Origin of the sequence: Streptomyces pluripotens, assembly GCF_000802245.2 — a bacterium.
GTDB lineage: Bacteria > Actinomycetota > Actinomycetes > Streptomycetales > Streptomycetaceae > Streptomyces > Streptomyces pluripotens.
Window position 1 is genome coordinate 2,102,816 of the sequence record NZ_CP021080.1, and the last position, 21,831, is coordinate 2,124,646.

A 21,831-nucleotide genomic window follows, 5' to 3' on the forward strand; every position below is an offset into this window, starting at 1 on the left:
GCCAGACGTGAGGAGGCAACCGGTGACGACCGCTGGACCGCCCGTGAAGGGCCGCGCCACCCGGCAGCGGGCAGCCGTGGCGGCGGCCCTGGACGAGGTCGACGAGTTCCGCAGCGCGCAGGACCTGCACGACATGCTCAAGCACAAGGGCGATTCGGTCGGGCTCACCACCGTCTACCGCACGTTGCAGTCCCTCGCGGAAGCCGGCGAGGTCGACGTCCTGCGCACCTCCGACGGCGAGTCCGTCTACCGCCGCTGCTCCACCGGCGAGCACCACCACCACCTGGTCTGCCGCACCTGTGGCAAGGCCGTCGAGGTGGAGGGCCCCGCGGTGGAGAAGTGGGCGGAGGCGATCGCCGCCGAACACGGCTACGTCAACGTCGCCCACACCGTGGAGATCTTCGGGACCTGCGCGGAGTGCGCCGCCCAGCGCGGCTGAGGCTGCCGCCGCCTGGTCCTGCGGTCGGGGACGACCCGTAGGACCTCCTCGGTCACCCGACCACCGCCCCGGCCCGACCCGCATGGGGAAAGCGGGACCGTACCCGGCGCGCTGGAGTCACCGCCGGACGAAACGAACGGCCCCCGGCCTTCCGGTGCGGCCGGACACCCGGCCCCGGCCGGCAACAGCGCGTTCCGGTCGGGCCCAGGCCCGGTATCCGACCTCCGCCGTCGGGGTCCGGAGCGGGATCGCGGCGCCGGATCCGGAGCGCCCCGCGCACGAACCGCCCACCGCCCGTCAACACGGTCGGTGGGCGCGCCCCGTCAGGTGGCCGGCCGGCCCTCCATGGCCAGCAGTTCCTCGTTCGGGATGGCCCCGCCGAACCGCCGGTCCCGGGAGGCGAATTCCACGCAGGCCCGCCACAGGTCGCGCCGGTCGAAGTCCGGCCACAGCACGTCCTGGAAGACCATCTCGGCGTACGCGCTCTGCCACAGCAGGTAGTTGGAAGTGCGCTGCTCACCGCTCGGGCGCAGGAACAGGTCCACGTCCGGCATGTCCGGATAGTACAGGTACTTCTGGATGGTCTTCTCGGTGACCTTGGCCGGATCGAGACGGCCGGCCCGCACCTCCTCGGCGAGGGCTCGGGCGGCGTCGGCGATCTCGGCACGGCCGCCGTAGTTCATGCAGAAGTACAGCGTGAGCAGATCGTTCCCCTTGGTCTGCTCCTGGGCGACCTGCAGTTCCTTGGCGACCGACTTCCACAGCCTGGGCATCCGGCCCACCCAGCGCACCCGGATGCCGAGTTCGTCGAGCTGGTCGCGGGTCTTGCGGATGAAGTCGCGGTTGAAGTTCATCAGGAAGCGAACCTCGTCGGGCGACCGCTTCCAGTTCTCTGTGGAGAAGGCGTACAGGGAGATGTTGCGCACCCCGATCTCGATGGCGCCCTGCAGCACGTCCAGCACGCGTTCGGCACCGACCTTGTGCCCCTCGGTGCGCGGTAGACCCCGCTCCTTCGCCCACCGCCCGTTGCCGTCCATGACGATCGCCACGTGTTCCGGGACCAGTTCGCCGGGGAGCTTCGGCGCACGGGCTCCCGACGGGTGCGGCTCCGGTGCCTTGTACTCGCGCCGCTGGCGCCCCAGGATCCCGCGTACCACCATGTGCCCTCGTCTCCTCGACCGTGCTTGCTTCTCGCGTGCTTACTGCTCGACGTACCGAAGGGAACGCAGCCCGCGCTCCAGGTGCCAGTGCAGGTAGGCGGACACCAGCCCGTTGCCCTCGCGGACGTACCGCGCCTCGCACGCGTCCGCCGTCTCCCAGTCTCCCGCAAGCAGCGCCCCGAGCAGCACCAGGGTCTGCGAGGAGGGTACGACGCTGCCGGGCACCCGGCAGTCGGCGCAGACGGAGCCGCCGGACCCCACCGAGAAGAAGCGGTTCGGGCCGGGCATCCCGCACTTCGCGCAGTCACCGAAGCTGGGTGCGTAGCCATTGACGGCGAGGGAGCGCAGCAGGAACGCGTCGAGGACCAGATGGGGGGCGTGCTCATCCCGGGCGAGCGTCCGCAGGGCGCCGACGAGCAGCAGGTACTGCTGCACGGCCGGCTCGCCCTCGTGATCGGTGAACCGCTCGGCTGTCTCCAGCATGGCCGTACCGGCGGTGTAGCGGGCGTAGTCGGTGACGATCCCGCCACCGTACGCGGCGATGGTCTCGCTCTGTGTGCACAACGGCAGTCCGCGCCCGACCAGCTCACTCCCCCGTGCGAAGAACTGCACGTCGACGTGGGAGAAGGGCTCCAGCCGGGCCCCGAACTTCGACTTGGTGCGCCGCACGCCCCGGGCGACCGCCCGCACCCGCCCGTGACCGCGCGTGAGCAGGGTGATGATCCGGTCCGCCTCACCCAGCTTCTGGGTGCGCAGCACGATGCCGTCGTCGCGGAACAGACTCATGGCTCCATTCTCGCGTATGTCTGAGGCGGCCCCTCTCAGGGCACCTCACCGCGACTACGGGCATTGACGTACGCCGTCTCCGCACTGAGCCGCTCGGCGGGGGTCGCCCAGCGAACGGCGCCGGGCACCGCGTCCCACTCCCTGCCTCCGCCGTACGGTCTCAGCTGGACGTACGGGCCCTCGTGCCCCATGACGATGCCGATCCTTCCGGTGCGTGTGTCCACGACATGACTGCCGACGGGAAGCCTCACCGCAGCACCTCCGTCGGGGCCGCCGCGAGCCACCGCGCGGTTTCCACTGAACACCACCCCAATTCCATGAGCGGACGGTGAGACTCCCGCGCGAGACTCACCGGGTCTAGTGCCGCAACAGGCAACGGTCGTCCCGTCGCGACGGGCAAACATCGCCTGTCGCGGCACTAGCTCCCACGAAGGCAAAACAATCACTGCCTTTCGGGAGCCGACCACAATTCTTTCAAAGTTACCTCCGCCTCTTCGACGCACAACGCCGACTGTGCGGTCCGTCGTGCCTTCACCCGGCTCCCCTTCCCTTTGCCGTTTCACGCTGAGCACGCTCAGGGAGGCGCTCCGCCTCGCACTCGGCAGGAGTCCGTGTCCTGCACGTGCGGGACGGAGCAGGGGAGGCCACGCCCGGCGGTCCACCCCGGCGGTCCACGGCGAACGGTCCGGGAGTTCTCCGGAACAGCGCCGAAGCCGCGGGGAAAGAACACAGGAACCAGCCGGGTGGGCCCCAAGGGGGCGACTCTCGGTTTCCGGTGCTGACACCGGCCAGTTCGAGCAGGCCATTCGAATACCTCGGCCGGATATCGCCCAGCGGATCGACGAGGTCGCGCAGACGGACGGAATTTTCGAGCGGCGAGGTCAGAAGCCGATTGCCGCCCCGCGGCGTGCACAGGACTTCCCGGATCGTTTTCGAGAACGTTGACGGTTGATCCGGTCGGCCGCGTCGCACCCGGACAGCACCGCTGCTGTCGGCATCCTGTGGTGGAGGATCCGCGCCCGCGCCCAGCACGCCAGGAGCCGTGAATGACCTTCCCCGCCCCGCTCACCGGTGTCGTCCCTCCCGTCTGCACCCCCCTGACACCGGAGCGCGAGGTGGACGTGCCCTCGCTTCTCCGGCTGGTGGACCATCTGGTGGAGGCCGGGGTGCACGGGCTGTTCCTGCTGGGCTCCACCTCGGAGGCGGCCTTCCTGACGGACCGGCAGCGCAGGCAGGTGGTGGAGGCCGTCACGGCACACGTGGGCGGGCAGCTGCCCCTCCTCGCCGGTGCCCTCGACATGACCACCCCACGCGTGCTGGACCATGTCTCGGCGGTCACCGCGGCCGGAGCACAGGGGGTTGTCGTCACCGCGCCCTTCTACGTCCGCACCCACCACGCCGAGATCGTCCACCACTACCGCCGGATCGCCGCCGCCAGCCGGGTCCCGGTCATCGCCTACGACATCCCCACGGCCGTGCACAGCAAGCTCCCCGCTGACCTGGTGCTCGGCCTCGCCGGCGACGGCGTGCTGGCCGGGATCAAGGACTCCAGCTCAGACCTGGCCGCCTTCCGGGCGGTCGTCACCGGTGCCCGCGCCCACCCCGGATTCAGCGTCCTGACCGGCTCCGAGCTGATCGCCGACGCCGCCCTGGCGCTGGGCGCAGACGGGGCGGTGCCAGGCCTCGCCAACGTCGACCCGCACGGCTATGTCCGCCTCTACCGCCGGTCCCGGGCGGGGGACTGGGAGGGCGCGCGGGCCGAACAGGAGCGGCTGTGCGCGCTGTCCGGCCTGACCGAAGTCGCAGACCCGGGCCGGATGGGCGACAGTTCGTCGGCGCTGGGTGCGTTCAAGGCCGCGCTGCATCTGCGCGGGGTCATCGACTGCCCCGTGACGGCCGAGCCGCAGGTCCCGCTGTCCGGCGATGAGGTCGAGAAGGTCGGCAGGTTCCTGGTGGCGGCCGGGCTCAGCTGATCCGGCCCCGCAACACGCGCACCCTGCGGAACCCGATGGTGTCGTGGGCGCCGGTGACGCCGGCTTCGTGGAGGATGCCGACCGTGCCGGGGCCGAGCTGGAAGAGGTCGGAGTAGGCAGCCCGCCGGTCCGGCGGGGTCAGCAGCCCGGCGAAGGTGCGGCCGGCGTCCGAGTCACCGGTCCCGCACCTGTACACCGCCCCGCTTCCCGCTCCTGCAGCGGCTCGGGGCTGCCTCAGCCGGCCGTCTCCGCCGGGAGCCGGAGGCGGCCGTCGTTGACCTCGGCGATCTGGTCGACGGCCGTGAGGTGGGTGCGGTCGTGGGTGACCAGGACAGTGGCGGTGGCCTTCTGGTGGGTGAGGCGGGTGATCAGGTCGATGACGGCGGCGCCGCGTTCGTGGTCGAGAGCGCTGGTGGGTTCGTCGACCAGGAGGACGGTCGGGTCGTTCATCAGGGCGCGGGCGATGTTGACGCGCTGGCGCTGACCACCGGAGAGCTGGTGGGGTCGGCGTCCGGCCTGGTCCACAAGCCCCACCGCGTCGAGGAGTTCCAGGGCCCTGCCACGGGCCCTGGCCGGTGACCGGCCGTCGATCTGGGCCATGACCTGGAGCTGCTCCACCGCAGTGAGGGAGGGCAGCAGGTTGGGCTGCTGGAACACGATGCCGATCTTGTGGCGGCGCAGCTCGGCCAGTTCACCCCTGGTCATACCGGTCGTGGCGGTGCCATCGATGGTGACGGTGCCGGTGTCGGGGGTGATGAGGGTGGCGGCCACCGCGAGGAGGCTGGACTTGCCGGAGCCGGAGGGACCGACCACGGCGGTCAGGCTGCCCTTGGGCACGTCCAGGGTGACGTCGTCGAGGGCGGTGAGGCGGGAGTCGCCGTCGGGATAGGTGAGGGTGATACCGGTCAGATTCAGGCTCATCGGGCGCTCCCCAGGGCGGTCAGCGGGTCGACGGAGGTGATGCGGCGGACGGACAGGCCGGCCCCGAGCGCGCCGAGCAGGATCATCACGACGGCCGGTACGAGGACGGTGGCGGGGGTGAGGAGGAACGGCACGGCGCTCTTCACGACGGCGGCGCCGAGACCTGCGGCGATCGCGGTACCGACGAGGGTGCCGCCGACGAGGAGGACCACGGCCTGGCCGAGTGCGTCCTTGAGTAGTTGGGCGGTGGACGCGCCCAGAGCCTTGAGGACGGCGATGTCACCGCTGCGCTGAATGGTCCAGACGGTGAAGAAGGCGCCGACGACCAGGGCGGAGATGGCGAACAGGAACCCGCGCATCAGTTGCAGCGAGCCGTTCTCGGACGTGTACGAGCCGATCGCGGACAGCGAGTTGTCCTTCGAGACCGTCTTGGTGCCGATCGCCCGGTCGGCGGCGCTGACGTCAACGCCGGAGGCGGTGTTCAGCGCGATCACGGTCGCGGCCGGGCCGGTGCCGCTGCCGGTGGGGGGTGCGGTCCGCTGCCAGACGTCAAGGCTCGTCCAGATGACCGGCGTGTGGGTGAAGAAGGCGTCGCCCTGCACGGCGGCCACGGTCATCTTCTGCCCGGCCAGGGTGAAGGTGCCGCCCGGCTTGAGGCCGAGGTCGTCGGCTGCCGTGGTGGACAGCACCGCCGCGGATCCCTTGACGTCGCTGCCGTCCGGGGCCAGGCGGGAGCCGGGCCGGACGCCGAAGACGGAGACGCCGGCGCTCCTCTCCCCCGCGGTGGCCCTGGTGGTGCTGATGCCCAGCGGTTCGGCACGAGTGACTCCGGGGACCTTGGCCCAGCGCTGCCACTGCTCGGCCGTGACGTTCGAGTTGGCGTACGACAGGTCCTGGCCCCTGCTGGGCGCGGCGAAGGCTATCCGGTCGGCCGGCAGGCCGGTGATGGCCGAGGTGTTCTGCCGGCCGAGGCCCGCAGTCAGTCCGGACAGCAGCCCGACCAGCAGGGTGATGAGCACGATGACGGTTCCCATCAGGGCGAACCGCCCTTTGGCGAATTTCAGATCTCTCCAGGCGACGAACACCTTCGGTCTGCCCCTTCACGGTGGTGGATGCGGTATGCCCCCAGCGTCGCCGCCGGCTGCCCGCGCGGGCATCTGGCAGGGGACGGCACTTCGCAGGTCGAAAGGCGGCGCGCGGCTTGTAACTTTCGACGGAGGCCCGGGTGCGGCTCGGTTCCTTAGGCTTGAGGGACTGTGAACACCGCTGCTCCTGCACTGACCCCGACGACCCGGGCCCTGTCCTGGTGCCTGCACCTGATGGTCGTCGCCCTCCTCGCGCTGGCCGCCGGCCGGGCCGTGGCCGACGGCCGCCCGCACGCCGCGGCGACCGTCGCCGTCGCCGTGGTGTGCGGGCTGGTGTACGCGGTCGGACCGCTGCTGCCCGGCATCCGCCGTGACCGGCGGGCCGCTGCCTGGTGGCTGGCTGCCGTCGGCGCGGTGTGGCTGGCGTTGCTGGTCCTGACCCCCGACGGGGTGTGGCTCGCCTTCCCCCTGTACTTCCTCCAGCTCCATCTGCTGCCGCGCCCGGCCGGCCTGGCCTCCGTGGCGGTGACCGCGCTCGCGGCGATCACCGCGTTCGCCGTCCACCAGGGCTCCTTCGGTGCGGCCATGGCGATCGGCCCGGCGATCGGAGCCGCCGTCGCGGTCGCCGTGGTGTGGGGGTACCAGGCCCTCTACCGGGAGAGCGAACAGCGCAGGCGGCTGATCGAGGAGCTGACCGCCACCCGCGCGGACCTGGCCGAGGCCCAACACACCGCCGGGGTGCTGGCCGAACGCGAACGCCTCGCCCGCGAGATCCACGACACCCTCGCCCAGGGCCTGTCCAGCATCCAGTTGCTGCTGACCGCCGCCGAACGGGCACTGCCCGGCGCACCGGAGAACGGTGCCCGCTACATCGGCCAGGCCCGCCAGGCCGCGGTCGACAATCTCGCCGAGGCCCGCCGGTTCGTCGCCGCCCTCGCCCCGCCCGCGCTGGAGGGCACCACCCTGGCCGGTGCCCTGGAGCGCCTGTGCGCCACCACCAGTGCGCGGCACCGGCTCATCGCCCGCTTCCACCTCAGCGGCGATCCGGTGTCCCTGCCCACCGCGCACGAAGTCGCCCTGCTGCGCGTCGCCCAGTCCGCCCTCGCCAACACGGTGCGCCACGCGGGGGCCACCACCGTCGACGTCACCCTCAGCCACCTCGGCGACCGGGTGGCGCTCGATGTCGTGGACGACGGCACCGGTTTCGACCCCGCCGGGCTGCCCGCGCCCGACCCGGAGACCGGCGGTTTCGGCCTGGCCGCCATGCGCGCCCGGCTCCGTGCGCTCGGCGGCACCCTGACCGTCGACTCCGCTCCCGGTCAGGGCACCGCCCTGGCCGCCAGGCTCCCGCTCAACCCGCCCGCCGAGACCGAGGCCCGCCCGTGACTGACACCCCCATCCGTCTTCTCGTCGCCGACGACCATCCCGTGGTGCGGGCAGGGCTGCGCGCCGTCCTGGAGACCGAACCCGGCTTGGTCGTGGTGGCCGAGGCCGCGACCGCCGAGGACGCCGTCGCGCGTGCCGCCGCGGGCGACATCGACGTCGTCCTGATGGACCTGCAGTTCGGCAGGGGGATGGGCGGTGCGGAGGCCACCGCCCAGATCACCGCCCGGCCGGGCGCCCCCCGAGTTCTGATCGTCACCACCTACGACTCCGACGCCGACACCCTCCCGGCCATCGAGGCCGGCGCCACCGGGTATCTCCTCAAGGACGCCCCACCCGAGGACCTGGCCGCCGCAGTGCGCACCGCCGCCGCCGGACGCACCACCTTGGCCCCGGCAGTAGCCGACCGGCTGATGAACCGGTTGCGCGACCCCGGCACCGCACTGACCCGGCGGGAGACGGAAGTCCTCGCCCTGGTCGCAGCGGGCCTGTCCAACCAGGCCATCGGCCGGCAGCTCCACCTCACCGAGGGCACCGTCAAGTCGCATCTGGCCCGCATCTACGCCAAGCTCGGCGTCGACTCGCGCACTGCCGCCGTTGCCACCGCCACCGACCTGGGGCTGATCCGGCGCTGACCGGAGGACCGTCGGTGGTCCGGGCGCCGATCGGGGAGGAACCGGACCGTGGCCGCGGGGCCTGCGTCAGGACGGTGTGCGGGCCGCGGCCAGCAGCCTGCTCACCTCGTCGGCGCAGATGGTCAGGGCGGCGCCGACGGTGGTGAGGGCGTCACGTTCGGCCGGGGTGTAGGGGCCGTCGGCGAGGGCGATGCGGGCGGCCTGCAGCAACAGGGACTCCCGGCCGACCGGTGCCAAGTGCGGGGCGAGCGGGTCCAGGGCCTCGTGCAGCTCTATGGTCAGGCTCGCCCCGCACGGCCCGCCCAGGACCCGCCCGGTGTCGGCGGCGACGGCGTCGACCAGCGCGGCAAGCTGGTCCTCGGTGCAGCCGTCGAAGCCGGCCGCGCGCACCAGGGCGGCGGCCGTCTCCAGGGTCGTACGGGAACAGGTGCCTCCGGCGGCGAGCACGGCCAGGGCGATGGTGTGCACGGCGTCTCGGAGCAGTGCCGAGAAGCGCCGGGTGGTGGGGTGGTCGAGGACATCGGTGGCGTAGTGGTGCCGGCAGGCCGCGCACTCCACGACCGGCCCGGTCGCCCCGCGCGGCAGCACGGGCAGGCCGAGCAGGGTGAGGCGGCGGCGCCCGGTGAGCCGCTGATAGTTGCGGTCGCCACCGCAGCCGGGGCAGAAGAACTCGCCGTCTCCCACGGGTGTCCATGCGGTGCGGGTGCCCAGGATGCGCACAGCCCTGGTGACACGGCCGTCTCGTCCCCGTACTGGCAGCACGTCGCACCTCCGTAACCGCGCGGCAACATCGCCGTGCTGGCGTGATGTTAGCCACATCACGGACGTGACGTCAGTACCCCGAACGAGACCCATCTGTGACCTGATCGGCCCTATGGCCGGGAAGCGGCGGTGCCCCGGCTGCCGCATGCGGCAGCCGGGGCACCGAAACACCCGGTCGGAGCGTCAGCGGGCCGCGCGGTTCACCGCGGAGACGACCGCCTTCAGCGAAGCACGCGTCGTGTTCGCATCGATACCGATCCCCCACAGCACCTTGTCGTCGATCGCGCACTCGATGTAGGAGGCCGCCTGCGCGGAGGCGCCCTCGCTCATCGTGTGCTCCTGGTAATCCAGCAGGCGTACGTCGATGCCGATGGACTGCAGGGCGTCGAAGAAGGCCGAGATCGGACCGTTGCCGGTGCCGGTCAGGACGGTGTCCTCACCGTCGACGGTCGCTTCGACGGTCAGGGTGTCGATGCCGTCGGTGTCGGTGTTCGACTGGCCGGTCCGGACCTGGATGCGGCCCCACGGGTTCTGGGGGTTCGGCAGGTACTCGTCCTGGAAGACCGACCAGATCTCCTTCGGGGTGATCTCACCGCCCTCGGCGTCCGTCTTCGCCTGGATGATCCTGGAGAACTCGATCTGCATCCGGCGCGGCAGGTCCAGCTTGTGGTCGTTCTTCAGGACGTAGGAGACGCCGCCCTTGCCGGACTGGGAGTTGACACGGATCACGGCTTCGTAGGAGCGGCCGACGTCCTTGGGGTCGATCGGCAGGTACGGCACCGCCCACTCGATGTCGTCCACCGTGACGCCCTTGGTCTTCGCGTCGGCCTCCATGGCGTCGAAGCCCTTCTTGATGGCGTCCTGGTGGGAGCCGGAGAAGGACGTGTAGACCAGGTCGCCCACGTACGGGTGGCGCGGGTGGACCTCCATTTGGTTGCAGTACTCCCACGTACGGCGGATCTCGTCGATGTCGGAGAAGTCGATCTGCGGGTCGACACCCTGCGAGAACAGGTTCATGCCCAGGGTGACCAGGTCGACGTTGCCGGTGCGCTCGCCCTGCCCGAACAGGCAGCCCTCGACGCGGTCGGCGCCGGCCATCAGCGCCAGTTCGGCCGCCGCCACGGCCGTACCCCGGTCGTTGTGCGGGTGGACGGACAGGCAGACGTACTCCCGCCGGGACAGGTTGCGGTGCATCCACTCGAAGCGGTCCGCGTGCGTGGACGGGGTCGAACGCTCCACGGTGGCGGGCAGGTTGAGGATGATCTCGCGGCCCGGGCCGGGCTGGTAGACGTCCATGACCGCCTCGCAGACTTCCAGTGCGAAGTCCAGCTCGGTGTCGGTGAAGATCTCCGGCGAGTATTGGTATCCGAACTCCGTCTCCGGGCCCAGCAGCTTCTCGGCGTACTCCATCACCAGGCGGGTGCCGTCGACCGCGATCTGCTTGATGTCGTCCTTGGAGCCGCGGAACACCACCCGGCGGAACACGGGAGCCGTCGCGTTGTACAGGTGGACGGTGGCCCTGCGGGCCCCCTTCAGGGACTCCACGGTCCGCTCGATCAGGTCCTCGCGGGCCTGGGTGAGGACGGAGATCGTCACGTCCTCGGGGATCGCACCCTCCTCCTCGATGATCGAGCGTACGAAGTCGAAGTCGGTCTGACCGGAGGCGGGGAAGCCGACCTCGATCTCCTTGTAGCCCATCGTGACCAGTTGGTCGAACATCCGGCGCTTGCGCTCGGGCGACATCGGGTCGATCAGGGCCTGGTTGCCGTCACGCAGGTCGGTGGAGAGCCAGCGGGGGGCGGTGGTGATCCGCTTGCCGGGCCAGCTGCGGTCGGGGATGTCGACCTGCTGGTAGCGACCGTACTTGTGGACCGGCATGGAGGTGGGCTGCTGGCGGTTGGCCATGGTGCGGGGCTCCTCAAGGATGTCCGGAAGGACGGCCGACGACGCAACGCCAAGCTCCGCGGGGAGGGGGTCGGCCTCGACTACAGGCCCTCGCCGCGGCAGCTAAGAAGAAGCAGCCCGAAACGCATGATGTCCCGCATGGTAGCCGAGCCGCACCGGCCGCGAGGGTCCGTATCAGTATGCGGGACCGTAAGAAACAATGGAGCGAAACAGACAAAAGAGTGCGTCATGCCACTTCGACTACGGAGAGCAAGGCGAACACCCCCGTATTGTCACCGTATTTCACCAATCACGGTTGCGGGTAGTGACAACAGTGTCACACGGTGCAATGGTGCCGGACATGACGACCAACGGGGGCTTCCAGCCCGTCTTCTGCACGATCGTGCCGCCGCACGTCCTCGACAAGCTCGCCCAGGCCGAGGACCCCGCGCTGTCCGGACCGGCCCGCCGGTCCCTGGAACACGACGCCTACCAGCGCACCCGCCGCAGCCTGACCACGGTCCTCGGCGTACCCGCCGTCACCCCGCCCGCCGGCGCCGCAGACCAGCCGCACCGCACCATCTACGACGCCCACCACGCACAGGACCTCCCCGGCACGCAGGTCCGCACGGAGGGCGCCGAACCGGTCTCCGACGCCACCGTCAACCGCGCCTACGCGGGACTCGGTGCCACCTTCGAGCTGTACCTCACGGCGTACGGCCGACACTCCATCGATGACGACGGGCTGCCGCTGGACGCCACCGTGCACTTCGGCGAGGGCTACGACAACGCCTTCTGGAACGGCGAGCAGATGGTGTTCGGTGACGGCGACGGCGAGATCTTCCTCGACTTCACCATCCCGGTCGACGTCATCGGCCACGAGCTGACCCACGGCGTCACCCAGCACACCGCGAACCTGGAGTACTACGGCCAGTCCGGCGCCCTGAACGAATCGGTCTCCGACGTCTTCGGCTCGCTGATCAAGCAGTACACACTCGGCCAGACCGCTACCGAGGCCGACTGGCTGATCGGCGCGGGCCTGCTCGCGCCGCGCGTCACCGGCACCGCGCTGCGCTCCATGAAGGCTCCGGGCACGGCGTACGACGACAGCACCCTCGGCAAGGACCCGCAGCCGGCGAGGATGGAGGACTACGTCCACACCAACCGTGACAACGGCGGCGTGCACATCAACTCCGGCATCCCGAACCACGCCTTCTACCTGGTCGCCGCGGCCCTCGGCGGCCGTGCCTGGGAGAGGGCCGGGCAGATCTGGTACGACGTGCTCACCGGCGGCGACCTGGCGTCGGACGCGCTGTTCGCCGACTTCGCCACGCTGACGGTGCAGGTGGCCCGGGAGCGGTACGGCGCGGGCGACGAACTCCAGGCCGTGCAGAAGGCGTGGGAGCAGGTCGGGGTGCGGACGCTGTAGAGGCGTGCTTCCCCACCGGAGCTTTCCGTACTAGACAGGGCCCATGCGTATCCAGGTACGGCGCACGGGCGGTTTCGCGGGCATCGAGCGCCGGGCCGAGGTGGACACCTCACCCCGGTCCGACGCCCCCGAGTGGCACACCCTGGCCGAACGCGTCCTCGCGTCCGGCCGGAGCACACCGCCCGACGGCGTCCCAGACGGTTTCCGGTACGAGATCACGGTGGACGGCCGCACGGTGTACGCGGCCGACCCCCTGCTGACCGACGCGGAGAGGGAGTTGGTGTCCCGTGTGCTGAAGGAGGGCGCCTAGGCCGCGGCAGGCGACGTTTGTGACGGGGCGAACGTTGCCTGTTGCGGCAACAGCGTGCGACAACGAGCAGCAACGCCCGTTTCCTGCAGAGGCGTTGACTCCCTTACCGCGGGTAAGGATGATCCGGCCATGGCGACTGACACAGGCAGGGCGGCCCCATCGATCCCCCGCTTCCCGGACGGTTTCCTATGGGGTGTATCGACCTCGGCCCACCAGATCGAAGGAGCCGCCCAGGAGCGCGAGCCTTCCGTGTGGGACGAGTTCACTTCCGAACCGGGACGGGTGAAGGACGGTTCGACGGCGGCGGTGGCCTGCGACCACTACCACCGCTACCCCGAGGACGTGGCCCTCCTGGCCGACCTCGGCGTGGACGCGTACCGCTTCTCCATCTCCTGGCCCCGGGTGGACTCCCCCGGCGGCCTGGACTTCTACGACCGCCTGGTGGACGAGCTGTGCGCGGCAGGCGTGCGACCGGTGCCCACACTCTTCCACTGGGACCTGCCCGCCTCGCTGGACTGGCTCCAGCGGGACACGGCGGCGCGGTTCGCCGACTACGTCACCGTGGTGGCGGAGCGGCTCGGCGACCGCGTCGACAAGTGGATCACTCTCAACGAGCCCGCAGAGCACACCCTCCTCGGCCACGCTCTCGGCACCCACGCGCCCGGCAAACAACTGCTCTTCGACGCCCTCCCGGTCGCCCACCACCAGCTCCTCGCCCATGGCCTCGCGGTACGGGCGCTGCGCGCGACCGGGGCTGCGGACATCGGCATCGCCAACTCCCACGGCCCCACCCGGCCAGCCTCTGTCGAACCGGCGGACACGGAGGCGGCCGACTTCTACGACCTCCTGCTCAACCGACTGTTCGCCGAGCCGGTGATCCTCGGCCGCTACCCCGACGGCCTGGGCGAGTTGATGTCGAAAGACGTCGAGTCCGATCTGAAGGTCATCGCCGAGCCCCTCGACTGGTACGGCATCAACTACTACGCGCCGACCAGGGTCGGTGCCCCCAGGGACGGTGACTCCGAGTACGGCGGAATGAGGATGCCCCCCGGGCTCCCCTTCTCGCTCCGGGAGATCGAGGGCGTCCCGGTGACCGACTTCGGCTGGCCGATCGTCCCCGAGGCCCTCACCGAGCTGCTGTGCGGCTTCCGGGAGCGCTACGGCGCACGTCTCCCGCCGATCATCATCACCGAGAACGGCTGCTCCGGCGAGGGCGTCGACGACCAGGGCCGCATCGCATACCTAGACGCCCACCTCCGCGCCCTACACACCGCGCTGGAGGCCGGCGTGGACGTACGCGGATATTTCGTGTGGTCGCTGATGGACAACTTCGAGTGGGCAGAGGGATATGCGCGCCGTTTCGGTCTGGTGCACGTGGACTACGAGACCCAGAAGCGCACGCCCAAGGCCTCCTACCAGTGGTTCCGCGACGTACTGCGGGCACAGCGGTGACCCACGGCGGCGCCTTGGGGTGACGGCCGGGCCCGGGCGGCGCGGAACGGGGCCCGGGGCACCGGGTCCCGCGGGGGAACCCGGCCGCTGAGCGCGCACCCGGGTCCCGCTGCCGGCCGGACGGTGGCGGTCGGCTAGAACCCCAGCCGACGGAGCTGCTTCGGATCGCGCTGCCAGTCCTTGGCGACCTTCACGTGCAGGTCCAGGAAGACGGGTGTGCCGAGCAGCGCTTCGATGTGCTTGCGGGACTTGATGCCGACGTCCTTCAGCCGCTTGCCCTTGGGGCCGATGATGATGCCCTTCTGGCTGGGCCGCTCGATGTAGACGTTGGCGTGGATGTCCAGGAGGGGACGGTCGGCAGGGCGGTCCTCGCGCGGGAGCATCTCCTCCACGACCACCGCGATGGAGTGCGGCAGCTCGTCCCGTACGCCCTCCAGTGCGGCCTCGCGGATCAGCTCGGCCACCATCACCTGCTCGGGCTCGTCCGTCAGGTCGCCCTCGGGGTAGAGGGCGGGGCCCTCGGGGAGCAGCGGGACGAGCAGGTCGGCCAGGAGACCGACCTGCCGGGAGCCCACCGCCGAGACCGGCACAATCTCCGCCCACTCGATGCCCAGCTCCTTGCCCAACTGGTCGATGGCGATCAGTTGCTCGGCGAGGGCCTTGGAGTCGACGAGGTCGGTCTTGGTGACGACGGCGACCTTGGGGGTCTTCCTGATTCCGGCCAGTTCCTTGGCGATGAAGCGGTCACCGGGGCCGATCTTCTGGTCGGCGGGCAGGCAGAAACCGATCACGTCGACCTCGGCCCAGGTGGTGCGGACGACGTCGTTCAGGCGCTCGCCGAGCAGGGTGCGCGGCTTGTGCAGGCCTGGGGTGTCGACCAGGATCAGCTGGGCGTCGGGGCGGTGGACGATGCCCCGCACCGTGTGCCGGGTGGTCTGCGGGCGGTTGGAGGTGATCGCCACCTTCTGCCCGACCAGAGCGTTCGTGAGGGTGGACTTGCCCGCGTTGGGGCGGCCCACGAAGCAGGCGAAGCCGGCACGGTGGACGGTCTCGGCCGGCCGCCCGGATGACTGGGTGCGAACGCTCATGCCGCCCATTCTCCCTGATCCACGAACCCCTGCCGCACCAGTGGCGGTCACCGACCCACACCGTGAGCTGCCGGAAACCTGTTCGCAACGAAACGTCACGGAAACACAACCGTACGCGACCGGAAACGCGTGCCGGTGACCCTCTGTCCAGCCCCCGGCCCCGTTGGAGACGCACGTGATCCTCGCCGCAGCCCATGTGAACACCGGCGACACCGCCTGGCTGCTCACCTCGACCGCCCTGGTCCTGTTGATGACCCCGGGCCTGGCCCTGTTCTACGGCGGCATGGTCCGCACCAAGAGCGTCCTCAACATGCTGATGATGAGCTTCGTGTCGATCGCCTTGGTCACGGTGGTGTGGCTGGCGGCCGGCTATTCGCTGGCCTTCGGAGACGATGTCCTCGGTGGCCTGATCGGCGGGCTGGAACACTCCGGCATGCACGGCATCGGCCCCGGCAGCGTCCACGGCACGGTGCCGACCCTCCTCTTCGCCACCTTCCAGCTGACCTTCGCGATCATCACCGCGGCGCTGATCAGCGGCGCCGTCGCCGACCGGACGAAGTTCTCGGCCTGGCTGCTCTTCGTTCCGGCCTGGACGCTCCTCGTATACGTTCCCGTCGCCCACTGGGTGTGGGGCCCGGGCGGCTGGATCCTGGACCGGCTCGGCGCGCTCGACTTCGCCGGCGGTCTGCCGGTCGAAATCACCTCGGGCGCCTCCGGCCTCGCCCTGTGCCTGGTCCTCGGGCCCCGCCTCGGTTTCCAGAAGGACGCCATGCGCCCGCACAACCTGCCCATGGTGGTCCTCGGCGCCGGTCTGCTCTGGTTCGGCTGGTTCGGCTTCAACGCGGGCTCCGCACCCGGCGCGAGCGGCCTGGCCGCGGCTGCCTTCCTCAACACCCTCGCCGCCGGCTGCACCGGTCTACTCGGCTGGCTGTTCGTGGAGCACCGGCGGGATGGTCACCCGACCACCCTGGGCGCGGTCTCCGGCTCGGTGGCCGGCCTGGTCGCGATCACCCCTTCCTGCGGCACGGTCTCCCTGCTCGGCGCGCTGGTCGTGGGGCTGGCCGCCGGAATCGTCTGCTCCTACGCGGTGAGCTGGAAGTTCAAGCTGAACTACGACGACTCCCTGGACGTCGTCGGCGTCCACCTGGTGGGCGGCATCATCGGCACCCTGCTGATCGGCCTGTTCGCCGAGAAGGCGATGACCGGCGGGACGCAGGGCCTGTTCTACGGCGGTGGGCTCGCCCCGCTCGGTAAGCAGCTGCTGGCCGTGGTGGTCGTGGCGGGGTACGCCTTCACGGTGACGTACGGCCTCGGCAGGCTGCTCGACAAGGCGATGGGCTTCCGGGCGAGTGCGGAGCAGGAGCAGACCGGCCTGGACCTGACGGTGCACGCCGAGACGGCCTACGATCACGGGGTCCTGGGCCATGGCGCCCCGTTCAGCCACTCCGTCGTCGCCGTCCAGAAGGCCCCCGTCCGGGAGGCCGCAGCCCAGAAGGTCGAGAGCCAGGCATGAAGCTCATCACCGCGATCGTCAAGCCGTACCGGCTGGACGAGGTCAAGACCGCCCTGCAGGAGCTGGGCGTGCAGGGACTGACCGTGACCGAGGCGAGCGGCTACGGGCGGCAGCGCGGCCACACCGAGGTGTACCGAGGCGCGGAGTACCGGGTCGACCTGGTACCGAAGGCACGCATCGAAGTCGTGGTGGAGGACACGGCCGCCGACGACGTGATGGACGCGATCGTCAAGGCCGCGCGGACGGGGAAGATCGGGGACGGGAAGGTGTGGGCCGTTCCCGTGGAGACGGTCGTGCGGGTGCGGACCGGCGAGCGCGGCCCCGACGCGCTCTGACCAGCAGCACCCCAGTCGCCACACCCGCGGTGAACAGCAGCGCGGCCGGCAGCCAGGGCAGGGCGATGAAGGAGGCGCTCGCCGACTCCCGGGTCTTTCGTGCACGCGCGGTCAGCGTCAGTTTGGCCCGGTTGAATTGGGGTGCCCCGTGCCATGGTTCGGTGAGCCGCACCCGCTGACCCGGCAGCAGCTCGGAGGGGACCCGGCTCAGCTTGCGGTCGAGGAGCGTGCGGCCGAACAACCCGTGCGCCGTCAGCTCCACCTCGGGGTGGAGGGTGACGTTGCCGGTGTTGCGCAGGGTGTAGGAGACGGTCGCCGTGCTGTCGCCGAGGCCTGGTACCAGCGGCTGGTGATGGCTGATCCGCAGCTGCTCGACGGAGAGCGCGGGCAATGTGGGCCCGCCGACCCGCAGGTAGACGCGGGCGCCGACGGCCCGCTGCACGCCGAGCGCCAGCCTGCCGCTGCCGGGTTCGACGCGTTCGTCGAGGGCGACGATCGCCCCGGCATGGTCCCCGGGTTCGGCCCCGTCCGGTACGTGCAGGGTGAAGGGCACGGTGACCGTCTTGTGCGGGGGCACGGTGATCCGTGACGTCGCGGGTTTCACCCAGGCGCCCACCCCGCGCATCCTCTCCTTGAGCGTCCGCACGGCGAACCCTCCGTCGCGGGCGGTGTTGTAGGCATCGGCCGCGTACAGCCGGAAGGTGAGCGGTCTGCCGGTCTTGTTGGCGACGGCCACCTTGTCGGTGAGGGACTGACCGGGGTCGGCGGAGAGGTAGAAGTAGGGTCGCGCGGCGATCTTCGAGGCAACGGGGTAGACGGACCAACTGCCGTTGCCGGCGGCCCGTGCGGGTGTGCCGAGGACACCGAGGACACCGAGGAAGACCAGGAGCAGACTCAGCAGGAGGACGTACGGCTTGCGCATGGGTGCGGACCCCCGTGGGCTCGGGGTGGCGACGGGAAGGACGGTGGGTCGGGGGGTGGCCGTTGGTGGCGGTCGGGCGGGTGCGGCCCCGGTCGCAATGGGTGGGGCGCCCGGCCACCGTCGGGGTGCGGGTCAGGTGAGGGTGAGGGTCAGGACTCCGGAGTACGAGCCGGGAGGTGTGAAGGCCGGCACGTCCAGGGAGAGCCCGGCGTCGACGGTGAACTCGCCACCGGTGAGTGTGGCGTCGGGGGCCGACGCGAGCGTCGCTCCCGAGGTGCCCACGGTGCCCGCCGAACCGGCCTTGCAGGTGCTGGGGCTGCCCGCCGTGGTCACGCAGGCCGGCGTCCAGCTCAGCCGGCCCGCGTCGATCTTGGCGCCGGGGCCGGTGAAGTCGGTGACCTTGCCGGTCAGGGACCAGCCCGCGGGCCCGCCGCGGAAGTCCTTGACGGTCACCGTCTGCAGGGTTCCGGTCGAAGCCCCGCCCTGACCGAAGTCGACCGTCGACAGGGCGACGGAGTCCCCAGCCTGGGACATGGAGAGCGTGCCCGCCTTGACGGTGGTGGTCAGCTTCTGGCTGCCGTCCGGGATGGGCGTGTTGTCGTTGACGACGTAGGCCGCGGGGCCCGCGCCCTTGTCCGCGTTCCAGGAGCCGCCCTCGTAGGCCACGATCCCGGTCGTCGTCTTGTCGTTGACGACGAGGGAACCGCTGAAGGAGCCCTGGGAGTCGGCGGTCACGGTCGCCGTGTCCGCGGTCTGGGTGTCCCCGGCCCGACCGGCCAGGGTGACGGCCGCGCCCGGAGTGAAGTCCGTACCGCTGACCGTGACACTGGCGCCCGGATCACCGGAGGCCGCGCTCAGCGAGATGGCCCGGGTGTTGGCCGGGGTGCCGTCGGTCGCGGTGATGGTCCCGGACACCGGTGCGGGCGGGTTGGTGACCGTGCAGGGGGTGTCCAGCTCCATGATGTAGCTGGTGTGGATGTTGTAGTCACCGGGCGAGAGGGTGATCTGTCCGGCCTTGGTGACGGTGAACGTGCCGGTCATGGAGAAGGACGGGAATGCGGCCTTACCCGGTACCGGCGGGTTCTTCTTCGGTCCCGCGACGGTGACGTCACCCGTCTGGGCACCGCCGAGGGTGACCTTGCCGGTCGGGGTCATGATGTCGGCCGGCAGGGCCAGGTCGGTGGGGTTGCTGGCGGCGGCCGTGACCACGGTGTAGGTCACGGTGACCGTGTCGCCCACCTTCGGACTGGTGTTGTCCACCGACACGTTCGCGGTGGTCGTGCCGTCGATCGGCGGGAGGCCGGCGATGGCGGGTGGGATGCAGTGCGTGGCGAAGTCCACGTTCGTGTCGGCGGCACTGGCCGGACCGGCCAGTGCGCCGCCCACGGTGACCGCGAGAGCGGTCGCCCCGAACAGTGACAACCAGCGCCACCGCCGGGATCTTCCGGGTGTCGAACCCATGGGCCCCCTCCTGAGGGTTGCGGGCGCAGCGGCTCTTCTGCGCCGACAGGGGGCATTGATGTAGAGCGGGGATGAGAAGTCAATGGAGATGCCGCAGAAAACTGACGGACCATCAGAATCTGCGGCATCCAGGAGAGTTCCGGAAACAACCGGAACAGATCGCTCAGTTGAACACGAACGGCCCCGGCGACTGCGGGGCGCTCGCCGTACAGGTCACGGTGATCCCGAAGAACACCATCTTGAGGGAGCCGCCGTAGACGTCCAGGCTGTCACCGGAGGCGACGGTGCCGGTGAGCGGACCTACGGTGACCGGGTCGCCGGCGGCCATGGCCGGGTTCTTCGTGCCGCTGAAAACGGTGCTGCCGCCGCCCGCCTTCGCCATGGTGAGCGTGGACGCGATCGAGTCCTTGGCCAAGGGCAGTGGCGTGGTGATCGCGGTGGCGAGGGTGAGGGTGGCCGAGCCGCCGCTCTGGGTGGCGGTGAGCGTGGCCGCACCACCGCCGAAGATGCCGCAGTTCGCGGTGAAGGTCGCCGACTGGGGAGTGACGGCGGCCGCGGTGGGCGCGAAGGCGAGTCCGGTGACCGCGAGGGCCCCGGCCACCAGCGCCGCACCCGTTGCCGTGCGCTTGCCTCTCATGGGATCCGCTTCCCTTCCCTGCTGGGAGTGCCGTGTGGGGACGCCGACGGGTGAAGAGGCCTTCAGCAGGGGGGTGCGGACACTCTGCAGGGCGGTGCGGATCTGACGGCCCGTCGGATCGTACGCCTCCATTGATGCGCGGGGGCCAGAAACCGACAAGGTTGAATTCCGGCCGACCTTTTGGTCGGCCGACGCCTTTTCAGCCGGCGGAGACGGTGTCCCGGACAACTCCGTCGACGCCGGCGAGCAGCACGGGCGTCCCCGCCCCTCCGAGATCGGCGACGGCGGCCAGGTCCTCGGCCACGACCGACTCCGCCTCGCTCACCACCGCCGCCGCCTCCAGCGACCGCGCCCCCGACGCCACCGCCATCGCCACGGCCGTCCGCAGCGCGCTCAGCTTCAGCGAGGCGAGAACCACCGACCCCGCGACGTACGTACGGCCGGTTTCGTCCCGTACGGCCGCCCCCTCGGGCACACCGTTCCGGGCCCGCGCGGAACGGGCCAGCGTCACGATCTTGCGGTCCTCGGGATCAAGCGCGTTGGTCTCGGTCATGCCCCTAGCTTAGGCCGCACTTCAGGTGCGGTGATCGTCCGCGCCCCGCCGTCCCGGTCGGTCTGGGCCTGCACCGGGGTCAGTCCAGGGTCTGGACGATCTCACTCCGCACGGGCGTGTGCACCGCACGGCCGCGTGCGCCGTTGACCAGCGGAAGGAAGGGCGGGACGTGCCCGCACTCGATGTCGGCGATGATCGGCACGCCGAGTGGGCCGAGTGCGTCGAGGACGGCCTCGTGCTGGGTGAGAGTGCGGCCGTCGGGAGCGTGGGTACGGCCGACGAGGACACCGGCGGCACGGTCGAAGAATCCAGCGAGGCGCATGCCGTGCAGGTTGCGGCAGATGGTGAACGCGTTGTCCTCGCAGGCCTCGACGTAGACGAGTAGCGACTCGTCCCCGGCGAAGGCCGAGGTGTCCAGGTAACGCGTCCCCGCAAGGTTGGCGAGGGTCTCGATACATCCACCGATCAGCCTGCCCTCCACCTCCACATCCCCGTCGCCGTCGAGCCGCCTCCAGCCACCCTCGGCGTCCAGGGTGAGGTCCCGGACGTCCGGAAACGTCCGGTAGTCGTCGTGGCCACCCGAGCGGTGGCGCCCCGGCGGGGTCTGGCCGAACGGCTTGCCCTGCGGCGCGGCGACGATGTCGAGCCAGGACCAAAGGCCCGCTGGCGTCCGGTAGGGGGTGTCCATGAGGTTGTTGCCGTGCACGGTCGCGACCCCCGTCAGCAAGGTCAGCGGGGTGATCAGCGTCGATAGGTCCGAGTAGCCGACGACCCAGGTCGGCTCGGCCCGCCCGATCCGCTCGAAGTCGAGCAACGGCAGCAGGTCGATCGCGGTCTCTCCGCCCCACGGTGGCACCACGGCACGGATGTCCGGGTCGGTCAGCATGTCGGTCAGCTCGGCCGCGCGCTCGGCGGCCGGGGCGCTGAGATGCCCGGAACCGTCCATGCACCGGCCGATGACCACCTCGTAACCGAGCGCCCGGAGATCACTTGCGGCGACGTCGAGACGCCCGCGCAACTGCCCGTCCACTCCACTGGACGGAGAGGTCACACCTATACGGTCACCGGGGCTCAGGGGGCGCGGGTATCGCATGTCCATGCGC

Annotated in this window: 23 protein-coding genes; 9 read left to right on the top strand and 14 right to left on the bottom strand. The window is 70.6% G+C overall.

Going from position 1 to position 21,831, the window contains the following annotated elements:
* Window positions 1-22: 22 nt before the first annotated feature.
* On the top strand, window positions 23-439 hold the full coding sequence (locus LK06_RS09310; protein ID WP_039654649.1) for a Fur family transcriptional regulator: 417 nt from the start codon (window positions 23-25) through the stop codon (window positions 437-439).
* Window positions 440-762: 323 nt separating this feature from the next.
* On the opposite strand, the gene LK06_RS09315 is transcribed toward LK06_RS09310, so the two are convergent.
* The 3 genes from LK06_RS09315 to LK06_RS09325 are packed head-to-tail and all read right to left on the bottom strand — an operon-like array spanning window position 763 to window position 2,636.
* Window positions 763-1,599, bottom strand: a complete 837-nt coding sequence (locus tag LK06_RS09315) for an isoprenyl transferase (protein WP_039654648.1) — start codon at window positions 1,597-1,599, stop codon at window positions 763-765.
* A 39-nt stretch (window positions 1,600-1,638) separates the two neighbouring features.
* On the bottom strand, window positions 1,639-2,385 hold the full coding sequence (recO, locus tag LK06_RS09320) for a DNA repair protein RecO (RefSeq protein WP_039654647.1): 747 nt from the start codon (window positions 2,383-2,385) through the stop codon (window positions 1,639-1,641).
* A gap of 35 nt (window positions 2,386-2,420) precedes the next feature.
* Window positions 2,421-2,636, bottom strand: a complete 216-nt coding sequence (locus LK06_RS09325) for a hypothetical protein (RefSeq protein ID WP_039654663.1) — start codon at window positions 2,634-2,636, stop codon at window positions 2,421-2,423.
* Between the two features lie 795 nt (window positions 2,637-3,431).
* Here LK06_RS09325 and LK06_RS09335 point away from each other — a divergent pair.
* Entirely contained in the window at window positions 3,432-4,358 is a 927-nt protein-coding gene (locus LK06_RS09335; RefSeq protein WP_039654646.1) for a dihydrodipicolinate synthase family protein, read from the top strand.
* On the opposite strand, the gene LK06_RS09340 is transcribed toward LK06_RS09335, so the two are convergent.
* Genes LK06_RS09340 through LK06_RS09350 form a run of 3 tightly spaced genes read right to left on the bottom strand, consistent with a single transcriptional unit; the run spans window position 4,351 to window position 6,364 of the window.
* The gene (locus LK06_RS09340) at window positions 4,351-4,554 is read right to left on the bottom strand and encodes a sialidase family protein (protein ID WP_043431972.1); all 204 of its coding nucleotides are present in this window, start codon (window positions 4,552-4,554) and stop codon (window positions 4,351-4,353) included. The two genes, LK06_RS09335 and LK06_RS09340, sit on opposite strands and share 8 nt — an antisense overlap.
* A 38-nt stretch (window positions 4,555-4,592) precedes the next feature.
* A complete protein-coding gene (locus tag LK06_RS09345; RefSeq protein WP_039654644.1) occupies window positions 4,593-5,279 on the bottom strand; it encodes an ABC transporter ATP-binding protein in 687 nt (228 codons plus the stop codon).
* Window positions 5,276-6,364, bottom strand: a complete 1,089-nt coding sequence (locus LK06_RS09350) for an ABC transporter permease (RefSeq protein ID WP_039654643.1) — start codon at window positions 6,362-6,364, stop codon at window positions 5,276-5,278. The genes LK06_RS09345 and LK06_RS09350 overlap by 4 nt, the downstream gene beginning before the upstream one ends.
* A 171-nt stretch (window positions 6,365-6,535) precedes the next feature.
* Here LK06_RS09350 and LK06_RS09355 point away from each other — a divergent pair, with 171 nt between their 5' ends.
* Both LK06_RS09355 and LK06_RS09360 read left to right on the top strand, forming a co-directional pair.
* On the top strand, window positions 6,536-7,750 hold the full coding sequence (locus LK06_RS09355; protein WP_039654642.1) for a sensor histidine kinase: 1,215 nt from the start codon (window positions 6,536-6,538) through the stop codon (window positions 7,748-7,750).
* Window positions 7,747-8,382: a response regulator gene (locus LK06_RS09360; RefSeq protein WP_039654641.1), complete on the top strand. Its 636-nt coding sequence runs from the start codon at window positions 7,747-7,749 to the stop codon at window positions 8,380-8,382. Before LK06_RS09355 ends, LK06_RS09360 begins: the two co-directional genes overlap by 4 nt.
* 66 nt (window positions 8,383-8,448) lie before the next feature.
* Here LK06_RS09360 and LK06_RS09365 read toward each other — a convergent pair whose 3' ends face one another.
* Window positions 8,449-9,144, bottom strand: coding sequence for a TerB family tellurite resistance protein (locus LK06_RS09365; RefSeq protein ID WP_039654640.1), 696 nt, complete (start codon window positions 9,142-9,144; stop codon window positions 8,449-8,451).
* Between the two features lie 183 nt (window positions 9,145-9,327).
* A complete protein-coding gene (leuA, locus tag LK06_RS09370) occupies window positions 9,328-11,049 on the bottom strand; it encodes a 2-isopropylmalate synthase (protein WP_039654639.1) in 1,722 nt (573 codons plus the stop codon).
* A 340-nt stretch (window positions 11,050-11,389) separates the two neighbouring features.
* On the opposite strand from leuA, the gene LK06_RS09380 reads away from it, so the two are divergent.
* From LK06_RS09380 to LK06_RS09390, 3 genes are all read left to right on the top strand, one after another.
* Window positions 11,390-12,457 carry a M4 family metallopeptidase gene (locus LK06_RS09380; protein WP_039654662.1) on the top strand — a complete coding sequence of 356 codons (1,068 nt, stop codon included), beginning with the start codon at window positions 11,390-11,392 and terminating at the stop codon, window positions 12,455-12,457.
* A 43-nt stretch (window positions 12,458-12,500) separates the two neighbouring features.
* A complete protein-coding gene (locus tag LK06_RS09385; protein ID WP_039654638.1) occupies window positions 12,501-12,767 on the top strand; it encodes a protealysin inhibitor emfourin in 267 nt (88 codons plus the stop codon).
* A gap of 129 nt (window positions 12,768-12,896) precedes the next feature.
* Window positions 12,897-14,219, top strand: coding sequence for a GH1 family beta-glucosidase (locus LK06_RS09390; RefSeq protein ID WP_071659083.1), 1,323 nt, complete (start codon window positions 12,897-12,899; stop codon window positions 14,217-14,219).
* Window positions 14,220-14,353: 134 nt separating this feature from the next.
* Here the strand turns inward: LK06_RS09390 and era are convergent, their stop codons facing one another.
* Window positions 14,354-15,307, bottom strand: a complete 954-nt coding sequence (gene era, locus LK06_RS09395) for a GTPase Era (protein ID WP_039654637.1) — start codon at window positions 15,305-15,307, stop codon at window positions 14,354-14,356.
* A gap of 175 nt (window positions 15,308-15,482) precedes the next feature.
* On the opposite strand from era, the gene LK06_RS09400 reads away from it, so the two are divergent.
* Window positions 15,483-16,820: an ammonium transporter gene (locus LK06_RS09400; protein WP_043431970.1), complete on the top strand. Its 1,338-nt coding sequence runs from the start codon at window positions 15,483-15,485 to the stop codon at window positions 16,818-16,820.
* Window positions 16,817-17,155 (top strand): P-II family nitrogen regulator, encoded by a 339-nt coding sequence (locus tag LK06_RS09405; RefSeq protein ID WP_039654635.1) that lies wholly within the window; start codon window positions 16,817-16,819, stop codon window positions 17,153-17,155. Before LK06_RS09400 ends, LK06_RS09405 begins: the two co-directional genes overlap by 4 nt.
* Here LK06_RS09405 and LK06_RS09410 read toward each other — a convergent pair.
* The 5 genes from LK06_RS09410 to LK06_RS09430 form a co-directional block, all read right to left on the bottom strand.
* Window positions 17,049-18,077 carry a WxL protein peptidoglycan domain-containing protein gene (locus LK06_RS09410; protein WP_039654634.1) on the bottom strand — a complete coding sequence of 343 codons (1,029 nt, stop codon included), beginning with the start codon at window positions 18,075-18,077 and terminating at the stop codon, window positions 17,049-17,051. The two genes, LK06_RS09405 and LK06_RS09410, sit on opposite strands and share 107 nt — an antisense overlap.
* A 132-nt stretch (window positions 18,078-18,209) precedes the next feature.
* Window positions 18,210-19,538, bottom strand: coding sequence for a WxL domain-containing protein (locus tag LK06_RS09415; protein WP_039654633.1), 1,329 nt, complete (start codon window positions 19,536-19,538; stop codon window positions 18,210-18,212).
* Window positions 19,539-19,701: 163 nt separating this feature from the next.
* Window positions 19,702-20,175: a hypothetical protein gene (locus tag LK06_RS09420; RefSeq protein WP_039654660.1), complete on the bottom strand. Its 474-nt coding sequence runs from the start codon at window positions 20,173-20,175 to the stop codon at window positions 19,702-19,704.
* A 199-nt stretch (window positions 20,176-20,374) separates the two neighbouring features.
* Complete coding sequence (locus LK06_RS09425; protein WP_039654632.1) at window positions 20,375-20,728, bottom strand: cytidine deaminase; 354 nt, start codon at window positions 20,726-20,728, stop codon at window positions 20,375-20,377.
* 79 nt (window positions 20,729-20,807) lie between these two features.
* A complete protein-coding gene (locus tag LK06_RS09430; protein ID WP_039654631.1) occupies window positions 20,808-21,827 on the bottom strand; it encodes a S66 family peptidase in 1,020 nt (339 codons plus the stop codon).
* Between the last annotated feature and the right edge of the window lie 4 nt (window positions 21,828-21,831).